Genomic DNA, 18,660 nt, shown 5'->3' on the forward strand with positions numbered 1-18,660 from the left:
AGGCGTTGAAATGGTCATGCCTGGCGACAACATCAAAATGGTTGTTACCCTGATCCACCCAATCGCAATGGACGAAGGTCTGCGCTTCGCAATCCGCGAAGGCGGCCGTACCGTTGGCGCGGGTGTTGTTGCTAAAGTTATCGCTTAATTGTGATATCTGCTGTAGTCGTGCAAACGGCCACTGCAACACAGATAAAAGAGCACTTCGGTGCTCTTTTTTTTGCTCTGAATAAGCCATAACCCTGCAAAGGGTGGGTTTGAAATAAAAACTATTCGCATTTACACTGTGTATAGAAAATGTACCAGAGTGATGAATCAATGTACGTCTGCCTTTGTAATGCCATCAGTGATAAAACCCTTCGTGAAGTCGTGCGTCGCTATCAGCCTGAGTCTATCCAGCAACTGCGTCAGTTTGTGCCAGTAGGCAAACAATGCGGCAAATGCGTTCGTGCTGCGCGTGAAATCCTGGATGAAGAGATGCAAAATCCGCCGCTCTATAAAGAGATAGCCTGACGAACATCGGTGTGTGAATACCCACAATATCTGTCACGCTTTTTTGACTTCTTTTTAACCGCATCTACGCTCTAATAAATCAGACGCGGAGGGTTAACAATGAAGGGTGATATCAAAGTTATTAGTCATCTCAATAAACTGCTTGGAAATGAACTGGTTGCTATCAACCAGTACTTTCTGCATGCACGCATGTTTAAAAACTGGGGACTGATGCGCCTCAATGATGTGGAGTATCACGAATCAATCGATGAGATGAAGCATGCTGACAAATATATTGAGCGCATTCTTTTTCTTGAAGGCATTCCAAATCTTCAGGATCTGGGACGTCTGCGTATTGGAGAAGACGTTGAGGAGATGCTGAGTTCAGACCTGAATCTGGAGCTGGAAGGGGCTAAAGATCTTCGTGAAGCTATCTCCTATGCTGATAAAGTTCATGATTACGTCAGCCGTGACATGATGATTGAAATCCTGGCGGATGAAGAACACCACATCGACTGGATTGAGACGGAGCTTGAGCTCATCCAGAGGATGGGCATCCAGAACTATTTGCAGGCTCAAATCAAAGAAGAGTGAATCGCGCCTGAAGTACAAGCATCACCCAGCCCGCAATGGCCAGGAACGGCCCAAAGGGTAGCGGGCTGTCCATCTGGACTACGCCCCGTCGTTGCAACATCACGATGGTCGCTAACGCCAGAACTGTAGCACCCAGCGCAATCCAGGGTAATGCCTGCCAGCCACAGCAGGCACCTAGCGCTGCGAAAAGCTTGATATCGCCATAGCCTAATCCTTCAAACCCCCTTACCAGCCGATAGCCCCAGGCAAGCAGCCACAACGCACAGTATCCAGTCAGGGCGCCCCATATCGCCGCTGTTTCATTTCCGGTTAGTGAGGCGTGCAGTAATCCCAGCCAGAGCAGCAGATAGCTCAGCGGGTCGGGTATACAGTAGTGGCGACAATCAATAGCCGCCACCAGTAGCAACAGGCCAGAGGCCGCAATAATAAAAATCGCGTCTGCAGAATGGGTAAAGCTTTGTAGCACCAGCAGACAGAGCATTGCAGTCAGACATTCCATGACAAAGCTCGATTCGCTGAATAGCTGATTGCAGAAACGACACCGTCCTTTTAAGACTGGCCAGCTGACCAGAGGCAGTTTATCGCGCCATAGCAGGCGCTGCTGACAATGGGTGCACCGTGACCCGGGGAAGCAGAGTGAGGCAAACCACTGGTCAGGAGGGAGGGCAGGAGAGAAGCGCGCACAGGCCAGAGACAGAAAGCTTCCTAATGCACCTCCGCCAGCCAGAACAGCGATTTGAGTAATAAAGGGCAGGGACATGGTTAAGCTCCAGGTAAAAGGTGACGAACACTCTCACCGGCTTGCTGTTCTGTGTCATCTGCGAATGAGGAACCCCGGAAATGTGCTCACAATTGAATCCATGATTTATCAGCCTTAAAGCAGTTCAGTGCGACGCGTGCCTCACACGTCGGCCACTATTTAGCAGGGAAAAGCGCAACACGGGTTGCTTCCTGAACAGATTTACGTATAATGCGCGGGCCTGCAGATATTGCAGGCGCGATTCGAGCAGAATCGCAGACGGCTGAATTTTAGGCCGCCTGACAATACTCCCAATTGTGGAGTTATATGCTGAACGATTACACTCTCCCATCAATCGTAATGGGCTCGAGTAGTAATTTTTTTCGTCTATAAAAAGTTTGGAGCTCTGGTCTCATGCAGAACCAAAGAATCCGTATCCGTCTTAAAGCGTTTGATCATCGTCTGATCGATCAATCAACCGCGGAAATCGTTGAGACCGCCAAGCGCACTGGTGCGCAGGTTCGTGGTCCAATCCCGCTGCCAACCCGCAAAGAGCGTTTTACTGTTCTGATCTCTCCGCACGTTAACAAAGATGCGCGTGATCAGTACGAAATCCGCACTCACAAGCGTCTGGTAGACATCGTTGAGCCAACTGAAAAAACCGTTGATGCTCTGATGCGTCTGGATCTGGCTGCCGGTGTTGACGTGCAGATCAGCCTGGGTTAATCAGGTCATCGAGCGATTGAGAGGTTGAAACAATGATTGGTTTAGTCGGTAAAAAAGTGGGCATGACCCGCATCTTCACTGAAGATGGCGTTTCTATCCCCGTCACCGTAATCGAAGTTGAAGCGAACCGCGTTACTCAGGTCAAAGGCCTGGAAAACGATGGTTACCAGGCAATTCAGGTTACCACCGGTGCTAAAAAAGCAAACCGTGTGACCAAACCTGAAGCTGGTCATTTTGCTAAAGCTGGCGTTGAAGCTGGCCGTGGCCTGTGGGAATTCCGCACCGCTGAAGGTGAAGAATACTCTGTAGGTCAGAGCATCAGCGTTGAAATTTTCGCTGAAGTTAAAAAAGTTGACGTAACCGGTACCTCAAAAGGTAAAGGTTTCGCCGGTACCGTTAAGCGCTGGAACTTCCGTACCCAGGACGCTACTCACGGTAACTCCTTGTCTCACCGCGTTCCGGGTTCAATCGGTCAGAACCAGACTCCGGGCAAAGTGTTCAAAGGCAAGAAAATGGCAGGTCAGCTGGGTAATGAGCGCGTAACCGTTCAGAGTCTGGACGTGGTACGTGTTGACGCTGAGCGCAACCTGCTGCTGGTTAAAGGTGCAGTTCCCGGTGCTACCGGTAGCGACCTGATCGTTAAACCAGCTGTGAAGGCGTAAGGGGATAGCAATGGAATTAGTATTGAAAGACGCGCAGAGCGCGCTGACTGTTTCCGAAACTACCTTCGGTCGTGATTTCAACGAAGCGCTGGTTCACCAGGTTGTTGTTGCTTACGCATCTGGCGCCCGCCAGGGTACTCGTGCGCAGAAAACTCGCGCCGAAGTAACTGGTTCAGGCAAAAAGCCATGGCGTCAAAAAGGCACCGGCCGTGCGCGTGCAGGTTCTGTAAAGAGCCCAATCTGGCGTTCAGGTGGTGTGACCTTTGCTGCGAAGCCACAGGACCACAGTCAAAAAGTTAACAAAAAGATGTACCGCGGCGCGCTGAAAAGCATCCTGTCCGAACTGGTACGTCAAGATCGTCTGATCGTTGTCGAATCATTTGCTGTAGAAGCACCGAAAACCAAGCTGCTGGTACAGAAACTGAAAGACATGGCTCTGGAAGACGTGCTGATCATCACCGGTGAACTGGATGAGAATCTGTTCCTGGCTGCGCGTAACCTGTACAAGGTTGACGTGCGTGATGCATCCGGTATCGACCCAGTTAGCCTGATCGCCTTCGACAAAGTCGTTATGACTGCTGATGCAGTTAAGCAAGTTGAGGAGATGCTGGCATGATCCGTGAAGAACGTCTGCTGAAAGTACTGCGCGCGCCGCACGTATCTGAAAAAGCATCTAGCGCGATGGAAAAAACCAATACCATCGTTCTCAAAGTTGCTAATGACGCGACCAAAGCAGAGATCGTTGCTGCTGTTGAGAAACTGTTCGAAGTAGAAGTTAAAGACGTAAACACCCTGGTAGTTAAGGGCAAAGTTAAGCGTCAAGGACAGCGTATCGGTCGTCGTAGCGACTGGAAAAAAGCTTACGTCACCCTGAAAGAAGGCCAGAATCTGGACTTCGCTGGCGGCGCTGAGTAAGTCGGAGGAGAAAGACAATGGCAGTTGTTAAATGTAAACCGACATCTCCGGGTCGTCGCCATGTAGTTAAAGTGGTAAACGCGGAGCTGCACAAGGGCAAACCATTCGCCCCGCTGGTAGAAAAAAACAGCAAATCCGGTGGCCGTAACAACAATGGTCGTATCACTACCCGTCATATCGGTGGTGGTCACAAGCAGGCTTACCGTATTGTTGACTTCAAACGCAACAAAGATGGTATCCCGGCAGTTGTTGAACGTCTTGAGTACGATCCGAACCGCTCTGCGAACATCGCACTGGTTCTGTACAAAGACGGCGAGCGCCGTTACATCCTGGCCCCTAAAGGCCTGAAAGCCGGCGACCAGATTCAATCTGGCGTTGATGCTGCGATCAAAGCAGGTAACACTCTGCCGATGCGTAACATCCCGGTGGGTTCAACCGTGCATAACGTAGAAATGAAACCAGGCAAAGGCGGTCAGATTGCTCGCTCAGCTGGTGCTTACGTGCAGATCGTTGCGCGTGAAGGTTCTTACGTTACCCTGCGTCTGCGTTCAGGTGAAATGCGTAAAGTCGAGTCTGACTGCCGCGCAACACTGGGCGAAGTCGGCAACGCTGAGCACATGCTTCGCGTTCTGGGTAAAGCCGGTGCAGCCCGTTGGCGTGGTGTTCGTCCGACCGTTCGTGGTACCGCGATGAACCCAGTTGATCACCCGCACGGTGGTGGTGAAGGTCGTAACTTTGGTAAGCACCCGGTAACTCCGTGGGGCGTTCAGACCAAAGGTAAGAAGACCCGTAGCAACAAGCGTACCGATAAGTTTATCGTACGTCGCCGTAGCAAATAATATTAGAGGATAAGCCATGCCACGTTCTCTCAAGAAAGGTCCTTTTATTGACCTGCACTTGCTGAAGAAGGTAGAGAAAGCGGTGGAAAGCGGTGACAAGAAGCCTTTGCGCACTTGGTCCCGTCGTTCAACGATCTTTCCTAACATGATCGGTTTGACCATCGCTGTCCATAATGGTCGTCAGCACGTTCCTGTCTTTGTTTCCGACGAAATGGTTGGTCACAAACTGGGTGAATTCGCGCCGACACGTACTTATCGCGGTCACGCGGCTGATAAAAAAGCCAAGAAGAAATAAGTAGGAGGAAGAGATGGAAACTTTAGCTCAACATCGCCACGCTCGTTCTTCTGCTCAGAAGGTTCGCCTTGTTGCTGACCTGATTCGCGGTAAGAAAGTGTCGCAGGCACTGGACATTTTGACCTACACCAATAAGAAAGCGGCTGTACTGGTCAAAAAAGTTCTGGAATCTGCCATTGCTAACGCCGAACACAACGATGGCGCTGATATCGACGATCTGAAAATCACGAAAATTTTCGTTGATGAAGGTCCGACCATGAAACGCATTATGCCGCGTGCCAAAGGTCGTGCAGATCGCATCCTGAAGCGCACCAGCCACATTACTGTGGTTGTGTCCGATCGCTGAGACTCTGGAGACTAGCAATGGGTCAGAAAGTACATCCTAATGGTATTCGCCTGGGTATTGTAAAACCATGGAACTCTACCTGGTTTGCGAACACCAATGAATTCGCTGACAACCTGGACAGCGATTTTAAAGTACGTCAGTTCCTGACTAAGGAACTGGCTAAAGCATCTGTCTCTCGTATCGTTATCGAGCGTCCTGCGAAGAGCATCCGTGTGACTATTCACACCGCTCGTCCGGGCATCGTCATCGGTAAGAAAGGCGAAGATGTAGAAAAACTGCGCACGGTCGTCGCGAAAATCGCTGGCGTTCCTGCACAGATTAATATCGCCGAAGTCCGCAAGCCGGAACTGGACGCGAAACTGGTAGCTGACAGCATCACTTCACAGCTGGAGCGTCGTGTGATGTTCCGTCGTGCTATGAAGCGTGCGGTTCAGAACGCCATGCGTCTTGGCGCGAAGGGTATTAAAGTCGAAGTTAGCGGCCGTCTGGGTGGCGCCGAGATCGCACGTACCGAATGGTATCGTGAAGGTCGCGTGCCATTGCACACACTGCGTGCTGACATTGACTACAACACCTCTGAAGCGCACACCACTTATGGTGTAATCGGCGTTAAGGTATGGATCTTCAAAGGTGAGATCCTGGGTGGTATGGCTGCTGTTGAACAACCGGAACCGGCTGCTCAACCTAAAAAGCAGCAGCGTAAAGGCCGTAAGTAAGGAGAGTCGCTGATGTTACAACCAAAGCGTACGAAATTCCGTAAGGTGCACAAAGGCCGTAACCGCGGTCTGGCTGCGGGTACGGATGTCAGCTTCGGTACTTTCGGTCTGAAAGCTGTTGGCCGTGGTCGTCTGACTGCTCGTCAGATCGAAGCAGCACGTCGTGCTATGACCCGTGCAGTTAAGCGTCAAGGTAAGATCTGGATCCGAGTATTCCCGGACAAACCGATCACCGAGAAGCCGCTGGAAGTGCGTATGGGTAAAGGTAAGGGTAACGTAGAGTATTGGGTTGCCCTGATCCAGCCTGGTAAAGTCCTGTATGAAATGGACGGCGTACCAGAAGAGCTGGCCCGTGAAGCATTCAAGCTGGCAGCAGCAAAACTGCCTATCAAAACCACCTTTGTAACTAAGACGGTGATGTAATGAAAGCAACAGAGCTGCGTGAAAAAAGCGTTGAAGAGCTGAACACTGAGCTGCTTAATCTGCTGCGTGAGCAATTTAACCTGCGCATGCAGGCAGCATCTGGCCAACTGCAGCAGACCCATCTGCTGAAACAGGTGCGCCGTGATGTTGCACGCGTTAAGACTTTACTGACTGAGAAGGCGGGTTCGTAATGACCGATAAAATCCGTACTCTGCAGGGTCGTGTAGTAAGTGACAAAATGCAGAAATCTGCAGTTGTTGCTATCGAACGTTTTGTGAAACACCCGATCTACGGCAAATTCATCAAACGTACGACTAAGCTGCACATCCATGACGAGAACAATGAATGTGGAATTGGTGACGTGGTAGAAATCCGCGAATGCCGTCCACTGTCCAAGACTAAATCCTGGACCCTGGTTCGCGTAATCGAGAAAGCGGTTCTGTAATAAGAATTGTTTTTTCTGAGAAACCCTCTGCTTCGGCAGGGGGTTTTTTTTTGCCTGGTATCTGGCCTGTTCCATTCATGCCAGTGGTTGTACAAGTCTGATAGCGTTCACAAATTTAACGGGGAGCCCGTGGGTCCTGCGGTTCATCAGTCAATGCGACCTGAAAATGCCACACGGGAGCGAGCGGTTTATCATCGCCAGGGAAGTGATGAGTCTTGAAAATGGAGAGTCATGATTGATTGTGTCGGCTACCGTTGAACGTTTTCACCGTTCACCGCACTACCTGTCACCCCAGCAACTGTCACTGCACTGCCTGCTATTGTCTCAGCCAAAAACTTGCCGCTAATATCGGATAGCACATAACCACTGACAACCCACAGGCAAGTTTATGACACGAACGCTGTTACTGAAGAATGCCGACTATGTGGTCTGCATGGATGCTGACCGTCAGGAAATACGACACGCCAGTATTTTGATAAAAGGAAATCAAATTGCTGCGGTTGGAGAAGCAGACTCATTACCTGATAACGCCGACGAGGTGATTGATCTCCAGGGACACATTGTTATTCCAGGCCTGATCAATACGCATCACCATATGTACCAGAGCCTGACCCGCGCTATTCCTGCGGTGCAAAATGGTGAACTGTTCAACTGGCTGACTCACCTCTATCCACTGTGGCAGAATTTAACGCCCGGGATGATTCAGGTGTCAACGCAGGTCTCAATGGCCGAGCTGATCCTCTCCGGCTGCACCACCACCAGTGACCACCTCTATGTTTACCCTAATGGTTGTAAGCTTGACGACAGCATTGAAGCCGCATCCTTAATGGGTATGCGTTTCCATGCGAGCCGGGGCAGCATGAGTGTCGGTCAATCCCAGGGTGGCCTGCCGCCCGATTCGCTGGTTGAGAGTGAAGCAGCCATTCTGAAGGATACGCAGCGGGTGATTGAGCGCTATCACGATGACAGCTATGGCTCGATGCTACGCATTGTGGTTGCGCCATGTTCACCGTTCTCGGTCAGCCGTGAGCTGATGAAGCAATCCGCAGCACTGGCACGCAGCTTCAACGTCTCTCTGCATACGCATCTGGCGGAGAATGACAGTGATATCCAATATAGCCGCGAAAAGTTCAACATGACACCCGCGCAGTATGTTGAAGACCTCGGCTGGGTAGGCCCGGATGTCTGGCATGCACACTGCGTCAAACTGGATCAGCCCGGTATTGAGTTATTTGCACGTACAGGGACAGGTATCGCGCACTGTCCGTGCTCAAACATGCGTCTCGGCTCGGGCATTGCGCCGATAAGGCACATGTGCGATGCCGGAGTACATGTCGGTTTGGGGGTGGATGGTTCTGCCTCCAATGACAGCGCAGATATGATGGCAGAAGTACGTCAGGCCATGCTGCTGCAACGCGTGGGGTTCGGCCCGGATGCGATGACGGCGCGTCAGGCACTCGAACTGGCGACGCTGGGGGGAGCAAAAGTGCTGAATCGCAATGACGTGGGCGCTATTGCGCCGGGCATGATGGCTGATTTGGCTATTTTTGACCTCAATCGCATTGGTCTTGCCGGGGCAGGGCACGATCCCGTTGCTGCGCTGGTATTCTGTAATCCCGGCCAGGTCGCTTACAGCATCATTAACGGTAAAGTCAGGGTGCGTAACGGAGAACTGGCCGGAATTGACCTGCCAGCCGTACTGCGTCAGCATAACCAACTAGCCAGAAAGCTGGTTGATTGAGTCAGAAGGGCACTTAATTTGGAAGGCGACGAAAAATAAGGCAGATTACATTTGCTACTGTTCGCACTATTCCCTAGAATACGCCCTCCCTGTCATCAGGGAAAATCAGCGGCTCGATTGAGAGCCGTTTATTTTTTCTACCCATCTGTGAGAACCGGTGTTACAATGCCGCGCCCTCAATTATGGGGCTTTCTAACGACCTGAGGTTTAGGTCCCGAAGTAGTAGTTGACATTAGCGGAGCACTAAAATGATCCAAGAACAGACTATGCTGAACGTCGCCGACAACTCCGGTGCACGTCGCGTAATGTGTATCAAGGTTCTGGGTGGCTCGCACCGTCGCTACGCAGGCGTCGGTGACATCATCAAAGTTACCATCAAGGAAGCAATTCCTCGTGGTAAAGTCAAAAAAGGTGATGTCCTGAAGGCGGTAGTGGTGCGCACCAGGAAGGGTGTTCGTCGCCCGGACGGTTCTGTCATTCGCTTCGATGGTAATGCATGCGTTATTCTGAACAATAACAGTGAGCAGCCTATCGGTACGCGTATTTTTGGGCCGGTAACTCGTGAACTTCGTACTGAAAAGTTCATGAAAATTATCTCTCTGGCACCAGAAGTACTCTAAGGAGCGAACAATGGCAGCTAAAATCCGTCGTAACGACGAAGTTATCGTGTTAACCGGTAAAGATAAAGGTAAGCGCGGTAAAGTTAAGAATGTCCTGTCTTCTGGTAAGGTCATCGTTGAAGGTATCAACCTGGTTAAGAAACATCAGAAGCCGGTCCCGGCCCTGAACCAACCAGGCGGCATCGTTGAAAAAGAAGCTGCTATTCAGGTTTCTAACGTTGCACTGTTCAACGCGGCAACTGGTAAGGCTGACCGTGTAGGCTTTAGATTCGAAGACGGCAAAAAAGTCCGTTTCTTCAAGTCTAACAGCGAAACTATCAAGTAATTTGGAGTAGTACGATGGCGAAACTGCATGATTACTACAAAGACGAAGTAGTCCAGAAACTCATGACAGAGTTTGGCTACAATTCTGTCATGCAAGTCCCTCGGGTCGAGAAGATCACCCTGAACATGGGTGTTGGTGAAGCGATCGCTGACAAGAAACTGCTGGATAACGCAGCAGCTGACCTGGCAGCAATCTCCGGTCAAAAACCGCTGGTCACCAAAGCACGCAAATCAGTTGCAGGCTTCAAAATCCGTCAGGGCTATCCGATCGGCTGTAAAGTAACTCTGCGTGGCGAGCGCATGTGGGAGTTCTTTGAGCGTCTGGTCACCATTGCTGTTCCACGTATCCGTGACTTCCGTGGCTTGTCCGCTAAGTCATTCGATGGTCGTGGCAACTACAGCATGGGTGTACGTGAGCAGATCATCTTCCCAGAAATCGACTACGACAAAGTCGATCGCGTTCGTGGTTTGGATATCACCATTACCACTACTGCGAAATCTGATGATGAAGGCCGTGCTCTGCTGGCTGCCTTTGACTTCCCGTTCCGTAAGTAAGGTAGGGTTACTTAATGGCTAAGCAATCTATGAAAGCACGCGAAGTTAAGCGTGCAAAATTAGCAGACAAATTCTTCGCTAAACGCGCTGAACTGAAAGCGATCATCTCTGATGTGAACGCTTCCGACGAAGATCGTTGGGATGCTGTTCTGAAGCTGCAGAGTCTGCCGCGTGATTCCAGCCCTTCGCGTCAGCGTAACCGCTGCCGTCAAACAGGTCGTCCGCACGGTTTCCTGCGGAAGTTTGGGTTGAGCCGTATCAAGGTCCGCGAAGCCGCCATGCGCGGTGAAATCCCGGGCCTGAAAAAGGCTAGCTGGTAATTGTCACCAATTGAATCACGGGAGTAACACAGATGAGCATGCAAGATCCGATCGCGGATATGCTGACCCGTATCCGTAACGGTCAGGCCGCAAACAAAGTTGCGGTCACCATGCCTTCCTCCAAGCTGAAATTGGCAATTGCCAACGTTCTGAAGGAAGAAGGATATATTGAAGATTTCAAAATCGAAGGCGACATCAAGCTGGAACTGGAACTTACTCTCAAGTATTTCCAGGGCAAAGCTGTTGTAGAAAGCATTCAGCGAGTAAGCCGTCCTGGTCTGCGCATCTATAAGAAAAAAGATGAGCTGCCAAAGGTAATGGCCGGTATGGGCATCGCTGTAGTTTCTACATCTAAAGGTGTCATGACTGATCGTGCAGCGCGCCAGGCAGGTCTTGGTGGCGAAATTATCTGCTACGTAGCGTAATCGGAGGATACATATGTCTCGTGTTGCTAAAGCACCTGTCGTTGTTCCTGCCGGCGTAGAGGTAAAACTCAACGGTCAGGTAATTTCGATTAAAGGTAAAAACGGCGAGCTGACTCGTACTATCAATGATGCTGTTGAAGTTAAGCATGCTGACAACGCTCTGACTTTCGCTCCGCGCGAAGGTTTCGTTGACGGCTGGGCGCAGGCGGGTACTTCTCGCGCGCTGCTGAACGCAATGGTTATCGGTGTTACCGAAGGCTTCACTAAGAAGCTGCAGCTGGTTGGTGTAGGTTATCGTGCAGCCGTTAAAGGCGACGTGGTCAACCTGTCTCTGGGCTTTTCTCATCCAGTCGATCACCAGCTGCCCGCGGGTATCACTGCAGAATGTCCAACTCAGACTGAGATCGTGCTGAAAGGCGCTGATAAACAGCTGATTGGTCAGGTTGCAGCGGACCTGCGCGCCTACCGTCGTCCTGAGCCTTATAAAGGCAAGGGTGTCCGTTACGCCGACGAAGTCGTGCGTACCAAAGAGGCTAAGAAGAAGTAAGGTAACACTATGGATAAGAAATCTGCTCGTATCCGTCGTGCGACCCGTGCACGTCGCAAGCTCAAAGAGCTGGGTGCTACTCGCCTGGTGGTACATCGTACCCCGCGTCATATTTACGCACAGGTAATCGCCCCGAACGGTTCCGAAGTTCTGGTCGCTGCTTCTACTGTAGAAAAAGCTATCACTGAACAACTGAAGTATACCGGTAATAAAGAAGCCGCAGCTGCAGTAGGTAAAGCTATCGCAGAACGCGCAATCGAAAAAGGCATCACTGGTGTTTCTTTCGACCGTTCCGGTTTCCAATATCATGGTCGCGTCCAGGCACTGGCAGATGCTGCCCGTGAAGCTGGCCTTCAGTTCTAAGGTAGAGGTCTAAGATGGCACACATCGAGAAACAAGCTGGCGAACTGCAGGAAAAACTGATCGCGGTAAACCGTGTTTCTAAAACTGTTAAAGGTGGTCGTATCTTCTCCTTCACAGCACTGACTGTGGTAGGCGATGGTAATGGTCGCGTAGGTTTTGGTTACGGTAAAGCGCGTGAAGTTCCAGCAGCGATCCAGAAAGCGATGGAGAAAGCCCGTCGCAACATGGTTAACGTCGCGCTGACCAACGGCACCCTGCAGCACCCAGTTAAAGGTGCACACACGGGTTCCCGCGTGTTCATGCAGCCGGCTTCAGAAGGTACCGGTATTATTGCCGGTGGTGCAATGCGCGCCGTTCTGGAAGTCGCTGGAGTTCATAACGTACTGGCAAAAGCGTATGGTTCTACAAACCCGATTAACGTGGTTCGTGCAACTATCGATGGCCTGGGCAATATGAAATCTCCGGAAATGGTCGCTGCTAAGCGTGGTAAATCCGTTGAAGAAATTCTGGGGTAATCACGATGGCTAAGACTATTAAAATCACTCAAACCCGTAGTTCAATCGGCCGCTTGCCTAAGCATAAAGCCACTCTGGTTGGCCTGGGTCTGCGTCGTATTGGCCACACCGTTGAGCGTGAAGACACGCCAGCAGTACGCGGTATGGTCAACGCGGTTTCCTATATGGTTAAAGTGGAGGAGTAAGAGATGCGTTTAAATACTCTGTCTCCGGCCGAAGGGTCTAAGCACGCTACCAAGCGTCTGGGTCGTGGTATCGGTTCTGGCCTCGGAAAAACCGGTGGTCGTGGTCACAAAGGTCAGAACTCACGTTCTGGCGGTGGCGTACGTCGCGGTTTCGAAGGTGGTCAGATGCCTCTGTACCGTCGTCTGCCGAAGTTCGGTTTCACCTCTCGCAAAGCAATGATCACCACAGAGATTCGTCTGTCTGATCTGGCGAAAGTTGAAGGCGGTATCGTCGACCTGAACGCGCTGAAAGCAGCCAACATTGTCGGTGTTCAGATTGAATTCGTTAAAGTAATTCTGTCTGGTGAAGTTTCTACACCGGTAACGGTTCGCGGTCTGCGTGTCACCAAAGGTGCACGTGCTGCAATCGAAGCTGCTGGCGGTAAAATCGAGGAATAAGTAGCAGATGGCTAAACAACCGGGATTAGATTTTCAAAGTGCCAAAGGTGGCTTTGGTGAGCTGAAACGCAGACTGCTGTTTGTAATCGGCGCACTCATTGTCTTCCGTATTGGCTCTTTTATTCCAATCCCTGGTATTGATGCCACTGTACTTGCCAAACTGCTTGAGCAACAGCGTGGCACCATCATTGAAATGTTTAACATGTTCTCTGGTGGTGCTCTCAGCCGTGCTTCTATTTTCGCACTGGGCATCATGCCGTATATTTCGGCATCGATTATTATCCAGTTATTAACGGTGGTTCATCCAGCGTTAGCGGAAATTAAGAAAGAAGGGGAGGCTGGCCGTCGTAAGATTAGCCAGTACACCCGATACGGTACGTTGGTATTGGCCATATTCCAGTCGATCGGTATTGCTACCGGTCTGCCGAATATGCCAGGGATGCAAGGCCTGGTAATGAATCCAGGCTTTGCTTTCTACTTTACCGCTGTTGTGAGTCTGGTCTCGGGAACGATGTTCCTGATGTGGCTGGGCGAACAGATTACTGAACGTGGTATCGGTAACGGTATTTCGATCATTATCTTCGCAGGTATTGTTGCGGGTCTCCCGCCGGCCATTGGCCATACCATCGAGCAAGCGCGGCAAGGCGACCTGCACTTCCTTCTGTTGCTGTTGGTTGCAGTACTCGTATTCGCAGTGACCTTCTTTGTTATCTTCGTTGAACGTGGTCAACGCCGCATTGTGGTGAACTACGCAAAACGTCAGCAGGGTCGTCGCGTTTACGCTGCACAGAGCACACATTTACCGTTGAAAGTGAACATGGCGGGTGTTATTCCAGCTATCTTCGCTTCCAGCATTATTCTGTTCCCGGCAACGATTGCATCGTGGTTTGGGGGCGGTACCGGTTGGAACTGGCTGACAACAATTTCGCTGTATTTGCAGCCAGGACAGCCGCTTTATGTGCTACTCTATGCGACTGCAATCATCTTCTTCTGTTTCTTCTATACGGCGTTGGTTTTCAACCCACGTGAAACAGCAGATAACCTGAAGAAGTCTGGTGCATTCGTACCGGGAATTCGTCCGGGAGAGCAAACGGCGAAGTATATTGATAAAGTAATGACGCGACTGACCTTAATCGGTGCCCTGTACATTACGTTTATCTGCCTTATCCCGGAGTTCATGCGTGATGCGATGAAGGTTCCCTTCTACTTTGGCGGTACGTCACTGCTTATCGTAGTTGTCGTCATCATGGACTTTATGGCTCAAGTGCAAACTCTGATGATGTCAAGTCAGTACGAGTCGGCACTGAAGAAAGCTAACCTGAAAGGCTACGGCCGTTAATTCAGTTGGTTGAGAAGTTACGGAGAGTAAAAATGAAAGTTCGTGCTTCCGTCAAGAAATTATGTCGTAACTGCAAAATCATTCGTCGCGACGGTGTCGTCCGTGTGATTTGTAGCGCCGAGCCTAAGCATAAACAGCGCCAAGGCTGATTTTGTCACATATTTTTCTTGCAAAGTCGGGTTGAGCTGGCTAGATTAGCCAGCCAATCTTTTGTATGTCAGTGCGTTTCCATTTGAGTATCCTGAAAACGGGCTTTTCAGCATGGGACGTGCTTGTTTAATTATAGGAGTGCATAGTGGCCCGTATAGCAGGCATTAACATTCCTGATCAAAAACATACCGTTATCGCATTAACTTCGATCTTCGGTATCGGTAAAACCCGTTCAAAAGCCATCTGCGCTTCAACGGGTATTGCTGAAAATGTTAAGATCAGTGAGCTGTCTGAAGAACAAATTGATCAGCTGCGTGATGCAGTTGCGAAATTCGTTGTAGAAGGTGATCTGCGCCGTGAAATCACCCTGAGCATCAAGCGTCTTATGGACCTTGGTTGCTACCGTGGTTTGCGCCATCGTCGTGGTCTTCCGGTTCGCGGTCAGCGTACTAAGACCAACGCACGTACCCGTAAGGGTCCGCGTAAACCGATCAAGAAATAATCGGGGTGAGTAAATAATGGCAAAGGCACCAGTTCGTGCACGCAAGCGTGTAAGAAAACAAGTCTCAGATGGCGTGGCTCATGTCCATGCTTCTTTTAACAACACCATCGTTACCATTACTGATCGTCAGGGTAACGCACTGGGTTGGGCAACCGCCGGTGGTTCCGGTTTCCGCGGTTCACGTAAATCCACTCCGTTTGCTGCTCAGGTCGCTGCAGAGCGCTGTGCAGAAGCGGTAAAAGATTACGGAATTAAGAACCTGGAAGTTATGGTAAAGGGTCCGGGTCCAGGACGCGAATCTACGATTCGTGCTTTGAACGCCGCTGGTTTCCGCATCACTAATATTACTGATGTGACTCCGATCCCTCATAACGGTTGTCGTCCGCCGAAAAAACGTCGCGTATAACGCCCGTTTTTTTAGGATAGTTGGAGAAAGAAAATGGCAAGATATTTGGGTCCTAAGCTCAAGCTGAGCCGTCGTGAGGGCACTGACTTATTCCTTAAGTCTGGCGTTCGCGCGATTGATTCCAAGTGTAAGATTGAACAAGCCCCTGGTCAGCATGGTGCGCGTAAACCGCGTCTGTCTGATTACGGCGGTCAGTTACGTGAAAAGCAGAAAGTTCGTCGTATCTACGGCGTGCTGGAGCGTCAGTTCCGTAACTATTATAAAGAAGCAGCTCGTCTGAAAGGCAACACCGGTGAAAACCTGTTGGCTCTGCTGGAAGGTCGTCTGGACAACGTAGTTTATCGTATGGGCTTTGGTGCCACTCGTGCAGAAGCACGTCAGCTGGTGAGCCATAAGTCTGTTCTGGTAAATGGCCGCGTTGTTAACATCGCTTCTTATCAGGTATCTCCGAATGATGTCGTTAGCATCCGTGAGAAAGCCAAAAAGCAATCTCGCGTGAAGGCCGCTCTGGAGCTGGCTGAGCAGCGTGAAAAGCCAACCTGGCTGGAAGTTGATGCGACTAAGATGGAAGGTGTGTTCAAGCGTATTCCTGAACGTACTGATCTGTCTGCGGACATTAACGAACACCTGATCGTCGAGCTTTACTCCAAGTAAGGCTTAGTACCAAAGAGAGGACACAATGCAGGGTTCTGTGACAGAGTTTCTAAAACCGCGCCTGGTAGATATCGAGCAAGTGAGTTCGACGCACGCCAAGGTGACCCTTGAGCCTTTAGAGCGTGGCTTTGGCCATACTCTTGGTAACGCACTGCGCCGTATTCTGCTTTCATCCATGCCGGGTTGCGCGGTGACCGAGGTTGAAATTGATGGTGTACTTCATGAGTACAGCACCAAAGAGGGCGTACAGGAAGATATCCTGGAAATCCTGCTCAACCTGAAAGGGCTGGCGGTAAGAGTTCAGGGTAAAGATGAAGTTATTCTGACCCTGAATAAATCTGGCATTGGCCCTGTGACTGCAGCCGACATTACCCATGATGGTGATGTCGAAATCGTCAAGCCTCAGCATGTCATTTGCCATCTGACCGATGAGAACGCTGCTATCAGCATGCGTATCAAAGTTCAGCGTGGACGTGGCTATGTGCCGGCTTCTGCCCGAATTCATTCGGAAGAAGATGAGCGCCCAATCGGCCGCCTGTTAGTTGACGCTTGCTACAGCCCTGTAGACCGTATCGCCTACAATGTTGAAGCAGCGCGTGTAGAGCAGCGCACCGACCTGGACAAGCTGGTCATCGAAATGGAAACCAACGGCACAATCGATCCTGAAGAGGCGATTCGTCGTGCGGCAACCATTCTGGCTGAACAACTTGAAGCTTTCGTTGACTTACGTGATGTACGTCAGCCGGAAGTTAAAGAAGAGAAACCAGAATTCGATCCGATCCTGCTGCGCCCTGTTGACGATCTGGAATTGACTGTCCGCTCTGCTAACTGCCTTAAGGCAGAAGCTATCCACTACATCGGTGATCTGGTACAGCGTACCGAGGTTGAGCTGCTTAAAACGCCTAACCTTGGTAAAAAATCTCTTACCGAGATTAAAGATGTGCTGGCTTCGCGTGGTCTTTCTCTGGGCATGCGCCTTGAGAACTGGCCGCCAGCAAGCATTGCTGATGAATAATCAGATCACAGGTTAAGGTTTCACTGAGAAGGATAAGGTCATGCGCCATCGTAAGAGTGGTCGTCAACTGAACCGCAACAGCAGCCATCGTCAGGCTATGTTCCGCAACATGGCCGGTTCTCTGGTTCGTCATGAGATCATCAAAACGACTCTGCCGAAAGCCAAAGAACTGCGTCGCGTAGTTGAGCCGCTGATTACTCTTGCCAAGACCGACAGCGTAGCTAATCGTCGTCTGGCATTCGCCCGTACTCGTGATAACGAGATCGTGGCAAAACTGTTTAATGAGTTAGGCCCGCGTTTCGCGAGCCGTGCCGGTGGTTACACTCGTATTCTGAAGTGTGGCTTCCGTGCTGGTGACAACGCTCCGATGGCTTACATCGAGCTCGTTGATCGTCCAGAAGCTCAAGCAGAAGCAGCTGCAGAGTAATCTGTAGCAACGTAAAAAACCCGCTTCGGCGGGTTTTTTATTGCCTGCAATTTATTACCTTAGAACGTAGTCTTTCATGTTCAAAGGAGCTAACTATGTGGCTGGTTGATGAACTTGCTGAACAGCATATCAAAGCAGCGTTAGAAAAAGGCGAGCTGAGTAATCTTCCTGGCTCAGGTAAGCCACTGCAGCTGGATGATGACAGCCATGTTCCGCCCGAATTAAGAGCAGGTTACCGGTTGCTCAAAAATTCAGGATTTCTGCCGCCTGAACTTGAGTTAAGACGCGAAGCCATGGAAGTTAACGATCTTATTTGTCAGCTCGATCCTGCCGATCCCCGATATCAGGATCAGCGTAATCGACTTCAGGTGCTGACACTGAGATTACGCCAGGCTGGAATGAGCACCGATTTTCTTCATGGCCGTTATGCCGCAGCCATCCACAATCATTTCCGTGAGGAGAAGTAAATGTTTCGCATTGGCCAGCTAGCTAAGCTTGCAGATGTCACGCCAGACACGATTCGCTTCTATGAAAAACAACAGATGATGGATCATGATGGTCGGACAGAAGGCGGTTTTCGACTTTATAGCGAGAGTGATCTTCAGCGTCTGAAATTTATTCGCTACGGGCGCAAACTCGGCTTTAGCCTTGAAGCCATCAGAGAGCTGCTCTCGATCCGGGTCGATCCTGTGCATCACACCTGTCAGGAATCAAAAGCGATCGTTGAAAAACGGCTGAATGAAGTTGCTCAAATGATCGCAGAATTAGAAACGATGCAGCGTTCTCTGCGACATCTCTCGGATGCCTGTTGTGGAGACAGCCACACTAGCGTTTCGTGCTCAATTCTTGAGGCACTGGAGCGGGGAGAGGCTTTAAGCAAATAAGGATATTGTTATTTTGCTGCAAAAGAATAAAGTATCAGGCCTTATAAACAGGAGGCAT

The 18,660-nt window shown here is 50.5% G+C and carries 34 protein-coding genes and 1 pseudogene; 34 read left to right on the forward strand and 1 reads right to left on the reverse strand.

The features are described 5' to 3' along the window. The 3 genes and pseudogenes from tuf to bfr all read left to right on the forward strand — a co-directional run. A pseudogene (tuf, locus tag NP77_RS23020) lies at nucleotides 1–148 on the forward strand (elongation factor Tu); the annotation flags it as partial. Nucleotides 149–318: 170 nt separating this feature from the next. After that, entirely contained in the window at nucleotides 319–513 is a 195-nt protein-coding gene (bfd, locus tag NP77_RS13325; RefSeq protein WP_008927140.1) for a bacterioferritin-associated ferredoxin, read from the forward strand. A gap of 99 nt (nucleotides 514–612) precedes the next feature. Continuing rightward, nucleotides 613–1,086: a bacterioferritin gene (gene bfr / locus NP77_RS13330; RefSeq protein ID WP_008927139.1), complete on the forward strand. Its 474-nt coding sequence runs from the start codon at nucleotides 613–615 to the stop codon at nucleotides 1,084–1,086. On the opposite strand, the gene NP77_RS13335 is transcribed toward bfr, so the two are convergent. Next, nucleotides 1,073–1,846, reverse strand: coding sequence for an A24 family peptidase (locus NP77_RS13335; protein ID WP_003850715.1), 774 nt, complete (start codon nucleotides 1,844–1,846; stop codon nucleotides 1,073–1,075). The genes bfr and NP77_RS13335 overlap by 14 nt on opposite strands. Nucleotides 1,847–2,239: 393 nt before the next feature. On the opposite strand from NP77_RS13335, the gene rpsJ reads away from it, so the two are divergent. From rpsJ to zntR, 31 genes are all read left to right on the forward strand, one after another. Next, complete coding sequence (gene rpsJ, locus NP77_RS13340; protein WP_001181005.1) at nucleotides 2,240–2,551, forward strand: 30S ribosomal protein S10; 312 nt, start codon at nucleotides 2,240–2,242, stop codon at nucleotides 2,549–2,551. A gap of 32 nt (nucleotides 2,552–2,583) precedes the next feature. Continuing rightward, a complete protein-coding gene (rplC, locus tag NP77_RS13345; RefSeq protein WP_003850712.1) occupies nucleotides 2,584–3,213 on the forward strand; it encodes a 50S ribosomal protein L3 in 630 nt (209 codons plus the stop codon). Nucleotides 3,214–3,223: 10 nt separating this feature from the next. Continuing rightward, complete coding sequence (rplD, locus tag NP77_RS13350; protein ID WP_003850711.1) at nucleotides 3,224–3,829, forward strand: 50S ribosomal protein L4; 606 nt, start codon at nucleotides 3,224–3,226, stop codon at nucleotides 3,827–3,829. Further along, nucleotides 3,826–4,128, forward strand: coding sequence for a 50S ribosomal protein L23 (gene rplW / locus NP77_RS13355; RefSeq protein ID WP_003850708.1), 303 nt, complete (start codon nucleotides 3,826–3,828; stop codon nucleotides 4,126–4,128). Before rplD ends, rplW begins: the two co-directional genes overlap by 4 nt. A gap of 17 nt (nucleotides 4,129–4,145) precedes the next feature. After that, nucleotides 4,146–4,967, forward strand: a complete 822-nt coding sequence (gene rplB / locus NP77_RS13360; RefSeq protein ID WP_008927137.1) for a 50S ribosomal protein L2 — start codon at nucleotides 4,146–4,148, stop codon at nucleotides 4,965–4,967. A 16-nt stretch (nucleotides 4,968–4,983) separates the two neighbouring features. Continuing rightward, nucleotides 4,984–5,262: a 30S ribosomal protein S19 gene (gene rpsS, locus NP77_RS13365; protein ID WP_001138115.1), complete on the forward strand. Its 279-nt coding sequence runs from the start codon at nucleotides 4,984–4,986 to the stop codon at nucleotides 5,260–5,262. Nucleotides 5,263–5,275: 13 nt separating this feature from the next. Next, entirely contained in the window at nucleotides 5,276–5,608 is a 333-nt protein-coding gene (gene rplV / locus NP77_RS13370) for a 50S ribosomal protein L22 (protein WP_008927136.1), read from the forward strand. A gap of 17 nt (nucleotides 5,609–5,625) precedes the next feature. After that, the gene (rpsC, locus tag NP77_RS13375; RefSeq protein ID WP_008927135.1) at nucleotides 5,626–6,324 is read left to right on the forward strand and encodes a 30S ribosomal protein S3; all 699 of its coding nucleotides are present in this window, start codon (nucleotides 5,626–5,628) and stop codon (nucleotides 6,322–6,324) included. Nucleotides 6,325–6,336: 12 nt separating this feature from the next. Beyond that, nucleotides 6,337–6,747, forward strand: a complete 411-nt coding sequence (rplP, locus tag NP77_RS13380; RefSeq protein WP_008927134.1) for a 50S ribosomal protein L16 — start codon at nucleotides 6,337–6,339, stop codon at nucleotides 6,745–6,747. Beyond that, the gene (gene rpmC / locus NP77_RS13385; protein WP_003850146.1) at nucleotides 6,747–6,938 is read left to right on the forward strand and encodes a 50S ribosomal protein L29; all 192 of its coding nucleotides are present in this window, start codon (nucleotides 6,747–6,749) and stop codon (nucleotides 6,936–6,938) included. Before rplP ends, rpmC begins: the two co-directional genes overlap by 1 nt. Further along, the gene (rpsQ, locus tag NP77_RS13390) at nucleotides 6,938–7,192 is read left to right on the forward strand and encodes a 30S ribosomal protein S17 (protein WP_003850147.1); all 255 of its coding nucleotides are present in this window, start codon (nucleotides 6,938–6,940) and stop codon (nucleotides 7,190–7,192) included. Before rpmC ends, rpsQ begins: the two co-directional genes overlap by 1 nt. Before the next feature lie 388 nt (nucleotides 7,193–7,580). Beyond that, nucleotides 7,581–8,933 (forward strand): 8-oxoguanine deaminase, encoded by a 1,353-nt coding sequence (locus NP77_RS13395; protein ID WP_039660528.1) that lies wholly within the window; start codon nucleotides 7,581–7,583, stop codon nucleotides 8,931–8,933. A gap of 248 nt (nucleotides 8,934–9,181) precedes the next feature. After that, the gene (gene rplN / locus NP77_RS13400; RefSeq protein ID WP_006120590.1) at nucleotides 9,182–9,553 is read left to right on the forward strand and encodes a 50S ribosomal protein L14; all 372 of its coding nucleotides are present in this window, start codon (nucleotides 9,182–9,184) and stop codon (nucleotides 9,551–9,553) included. 10 nt (nucleotides 9,554–9,563) lie between these two features. Then, the gene (gene rplX, locus NP77_RS13405) at nucleotides 9,564–9,878 is read left to right on the forward strand and encodes a 50S ribosomal protein L24 (RefSeq protein WP_003850150.1); all 315 of its coding nucleotides are present in this window, start codon (nucleotides 9,564–9,566) and stop codon (nucleotides 9,876–9,878) included. Between the two features lie 14 nt (nucleotides 9,879–9,892). Further along, nucleotides 9,893–10,432 (forward strand): 50S ribosomal protein L5, encoded by a 540-nt coding sequence (gene rplE / locus NP77_RS13410; RefSeq protein WP_003850155.1) that lies wholly within the window; start codon nucleotides 9,893–9,895, stop codon nucleotides 10,430–10,432. Nucleotides 10,433–10,446: 14 nt separating this feature from the next. Further along, entirely contained in the window at nucleotides 10,447–10,752 is a 306-nt protein-coding gene (gene rpsN, locus NP77_RS13415) for a 30S ribosomal protein S14 (RefSeq protein ID WP_008927132.1), read from the forward strand. A gap of 32 nt (nucleotides 10,753–10,784) precedes the next feature. Beyond that, entirely contained in the window at nucleotides 10,785–11,177 is a 393-nt protein-coding gene (rpsH, locus tag NP77_RS13420; RefSeq protein WP_003850158.1) for a 30S ribosomal protein S8, read from the forward strand. 13 nt (nucleotides 11,178–11,190) lie between these two features. Continuing rightward, nucleotides 11,191–11,724 carry a 50S ribosomal protein L6 gene (gene rplF / locus NP77_RS13425; protein WP_003850161.1) on the forward strand — a complete coding sequence of 178 codons (534 nt, stop codon included), beginning with the start codon at nucleotides 11,191–11,193 and terminating at the stop codon, nucleotides 11,722–11,724. Between the two features lie 9 nt (nucleotides 11,725–11,733). Then, nucleotides 11,734–12,087, forward strand: coding sequence for a 50S ribosomal protein L18 (rplR, locus tag NP77_RS13430; RefSeq protein ID WP_003850163.1), 354 nt, complete (start codon nucleotides 11,734–11,736; stop codon nucleotides 12,085–12,087). A 14-nt stretch (nucleotides 12,088–12,101) separates the two neighbouring features. Continuing rightward, nucleotides 12,102–12,602, forward strand: coding sequence for a 30S ribosomal protein S5 (rpsE, locus tag NP77_RS13435; protein WP_003850164.1), 501 nt, complete (start codon nucleotides 12,102–12,104; stop codon nucleotides 12,600–12,602). 5 nt (nucleotides 12,603–12,607) lie between these two features. Beyond that, on the forward strand, nucleotides 12,608–12,787 hold the full coding sequence (rpmD, locus tag NP77_RS13440; protein WP_003850166.1) for a 50S ribosomal protein L30: 180 nt from the start codon (nucleotides 12,608–12,610) through the stop codon (nucleotides 12,785–12,787). Between the two features lie 3 nt (nucleotides 12,788–12,790). Next, nucleotides 12,791–13,225: a 50S ribosomal protein L15 gene (rplO, locus tag NP77_RS13445; protein ID WP_003850168.1), complete on the forward strand. Its 435-nt coding sequence runs from the start codon at nucleotides 12,791–12,793 to the stop codon at nucleotides 13,223–13,225. A gap of 7 nt (nucleotides 13,226–13,232) precedes the next feature. After that, complete coding sequence (gene secY, locus NP77_RS13450) at nucleotides 13,233–14,564, forward strand: preprotein translocase subunit SecY (protein ID WP_003850175.1); 1,332 nt, start codon at nucleotides 13,233–13,235, stop codon at nucleotides 14,562–14,564. A gap of 32 nt (nucleotides 14,565–14,596) precedes the next feature. After that, nucleotides 14,597–14,713 (forward strand): 50S ribosomal protein L36, encoded by a 117-nt coding sequence (gene rpmJ / locus NP77_RS23025; RefSeq protein WP_004160566.1) that lies wholly within the window; start codon nucleotides 14,597–14,599, stop codon nucleotides 14,711–14,713. 146 nt (nucleotides 14,714–14,859) lie between these two features. Then, the gene (gene rpsM / locus NP77_RS13455; RefSeq protein ID WP_003850176.1) at nucleotides 14,860–15,216 is read left to right on the forward strand and encodes a 30S ribosomal protein S13; all 357 of its coding nucleotides are present in this window, start codon (nucleotides 14,860–14,862) and stop codon (nucleotides 15,214–15,216) included. Between the two features lie 16 nt (nucleotides 15,217–15,232). After that, nucleotides 15,233–15,622 (forward strand): 30S ribosomal protein S11, encoded by a 390-nt coding sequence (gene rpsK, locus NP77_RS13460; RefSeq protein ID WP_004160563.1) that lies wholly within the window; start codon nucleotides 15,233–15,235, stop codon nucleotides 15,620–15,622. Nucleotides 15,623–15,655: 33 nt separating this feature from the next. Further along, entirely contained in the window at nucleotides 15,656–16,276 is a 621-nt protein-coding gene (gene rpsD, locus NP77_RS13465; RefSeq protein ID WP_008927131.1) for a 30S ribosomal protein S4, read from the forward strand. Between the two features lie 25 nt (nucleotides 16,277–16,301). Continuing rightward, nucleotides 16,302–17,291, forward strand: a complete 990-nt coding sequence (gene rpoA / locus NP77_RS13470) for a DNA-directed RNA polymerase subunit alpha (RefSeq protein ID WP_003850179.1) — start codon at nucleotides 16,302–16,304, stop codon at nucleotides 17,289–17,291. 40 nt (nucleotides 17,292–17,331) lie between these two features. Beyond that, nucleotides 17,332–17,718: a 50S ribosomal protein L17 gene (gene rplQ, locus NP77_RS13475; protein WP_003850180.1), complete on the forward strand. Its 387-nt coding sequence runs from the start codon at nucleotides 17,332–17,334 to the stop codon at nucleotides 17,716–17,718. A 95-nt stretch (nucleotides 17,719–17,813) separates the two neighbouring features. Further along, nucleotides 17,814–18,185: a DUF1992 domain-containing protein gene (locus NP77_RS13480; protein WP_039660531.1), complete on the forward strand. Its 372-nt coding sequence runs from the start codon at nucleotides 17,814–17,816 to the stop codon at nucleotides 18,183–18,185. After that, entirely contained in the window at nucleotides 18,186–18,602 is a 417-nt protein-coding gene (gene zntR / locus NP77_RS13485; RefSeq protein ID WP_039660532.1) for a Zn(2+)-responsive transcriptional regulator, read from the forward strand. The last annotated feature ends 58 nt before the right edge of the window (nucleotides 18,603–18,660 follow it).

It is taken from the genome of Pantoea sp. MBLJ3 (assembly GCF_000816655.1).
Taxonomy (GTDB): Bacteria; Pseudomonadota; Gammaproteobacteria; order Enterobacterales; family Enterobacteriaceae; genus Pantoea; species Pantoea eucalypti.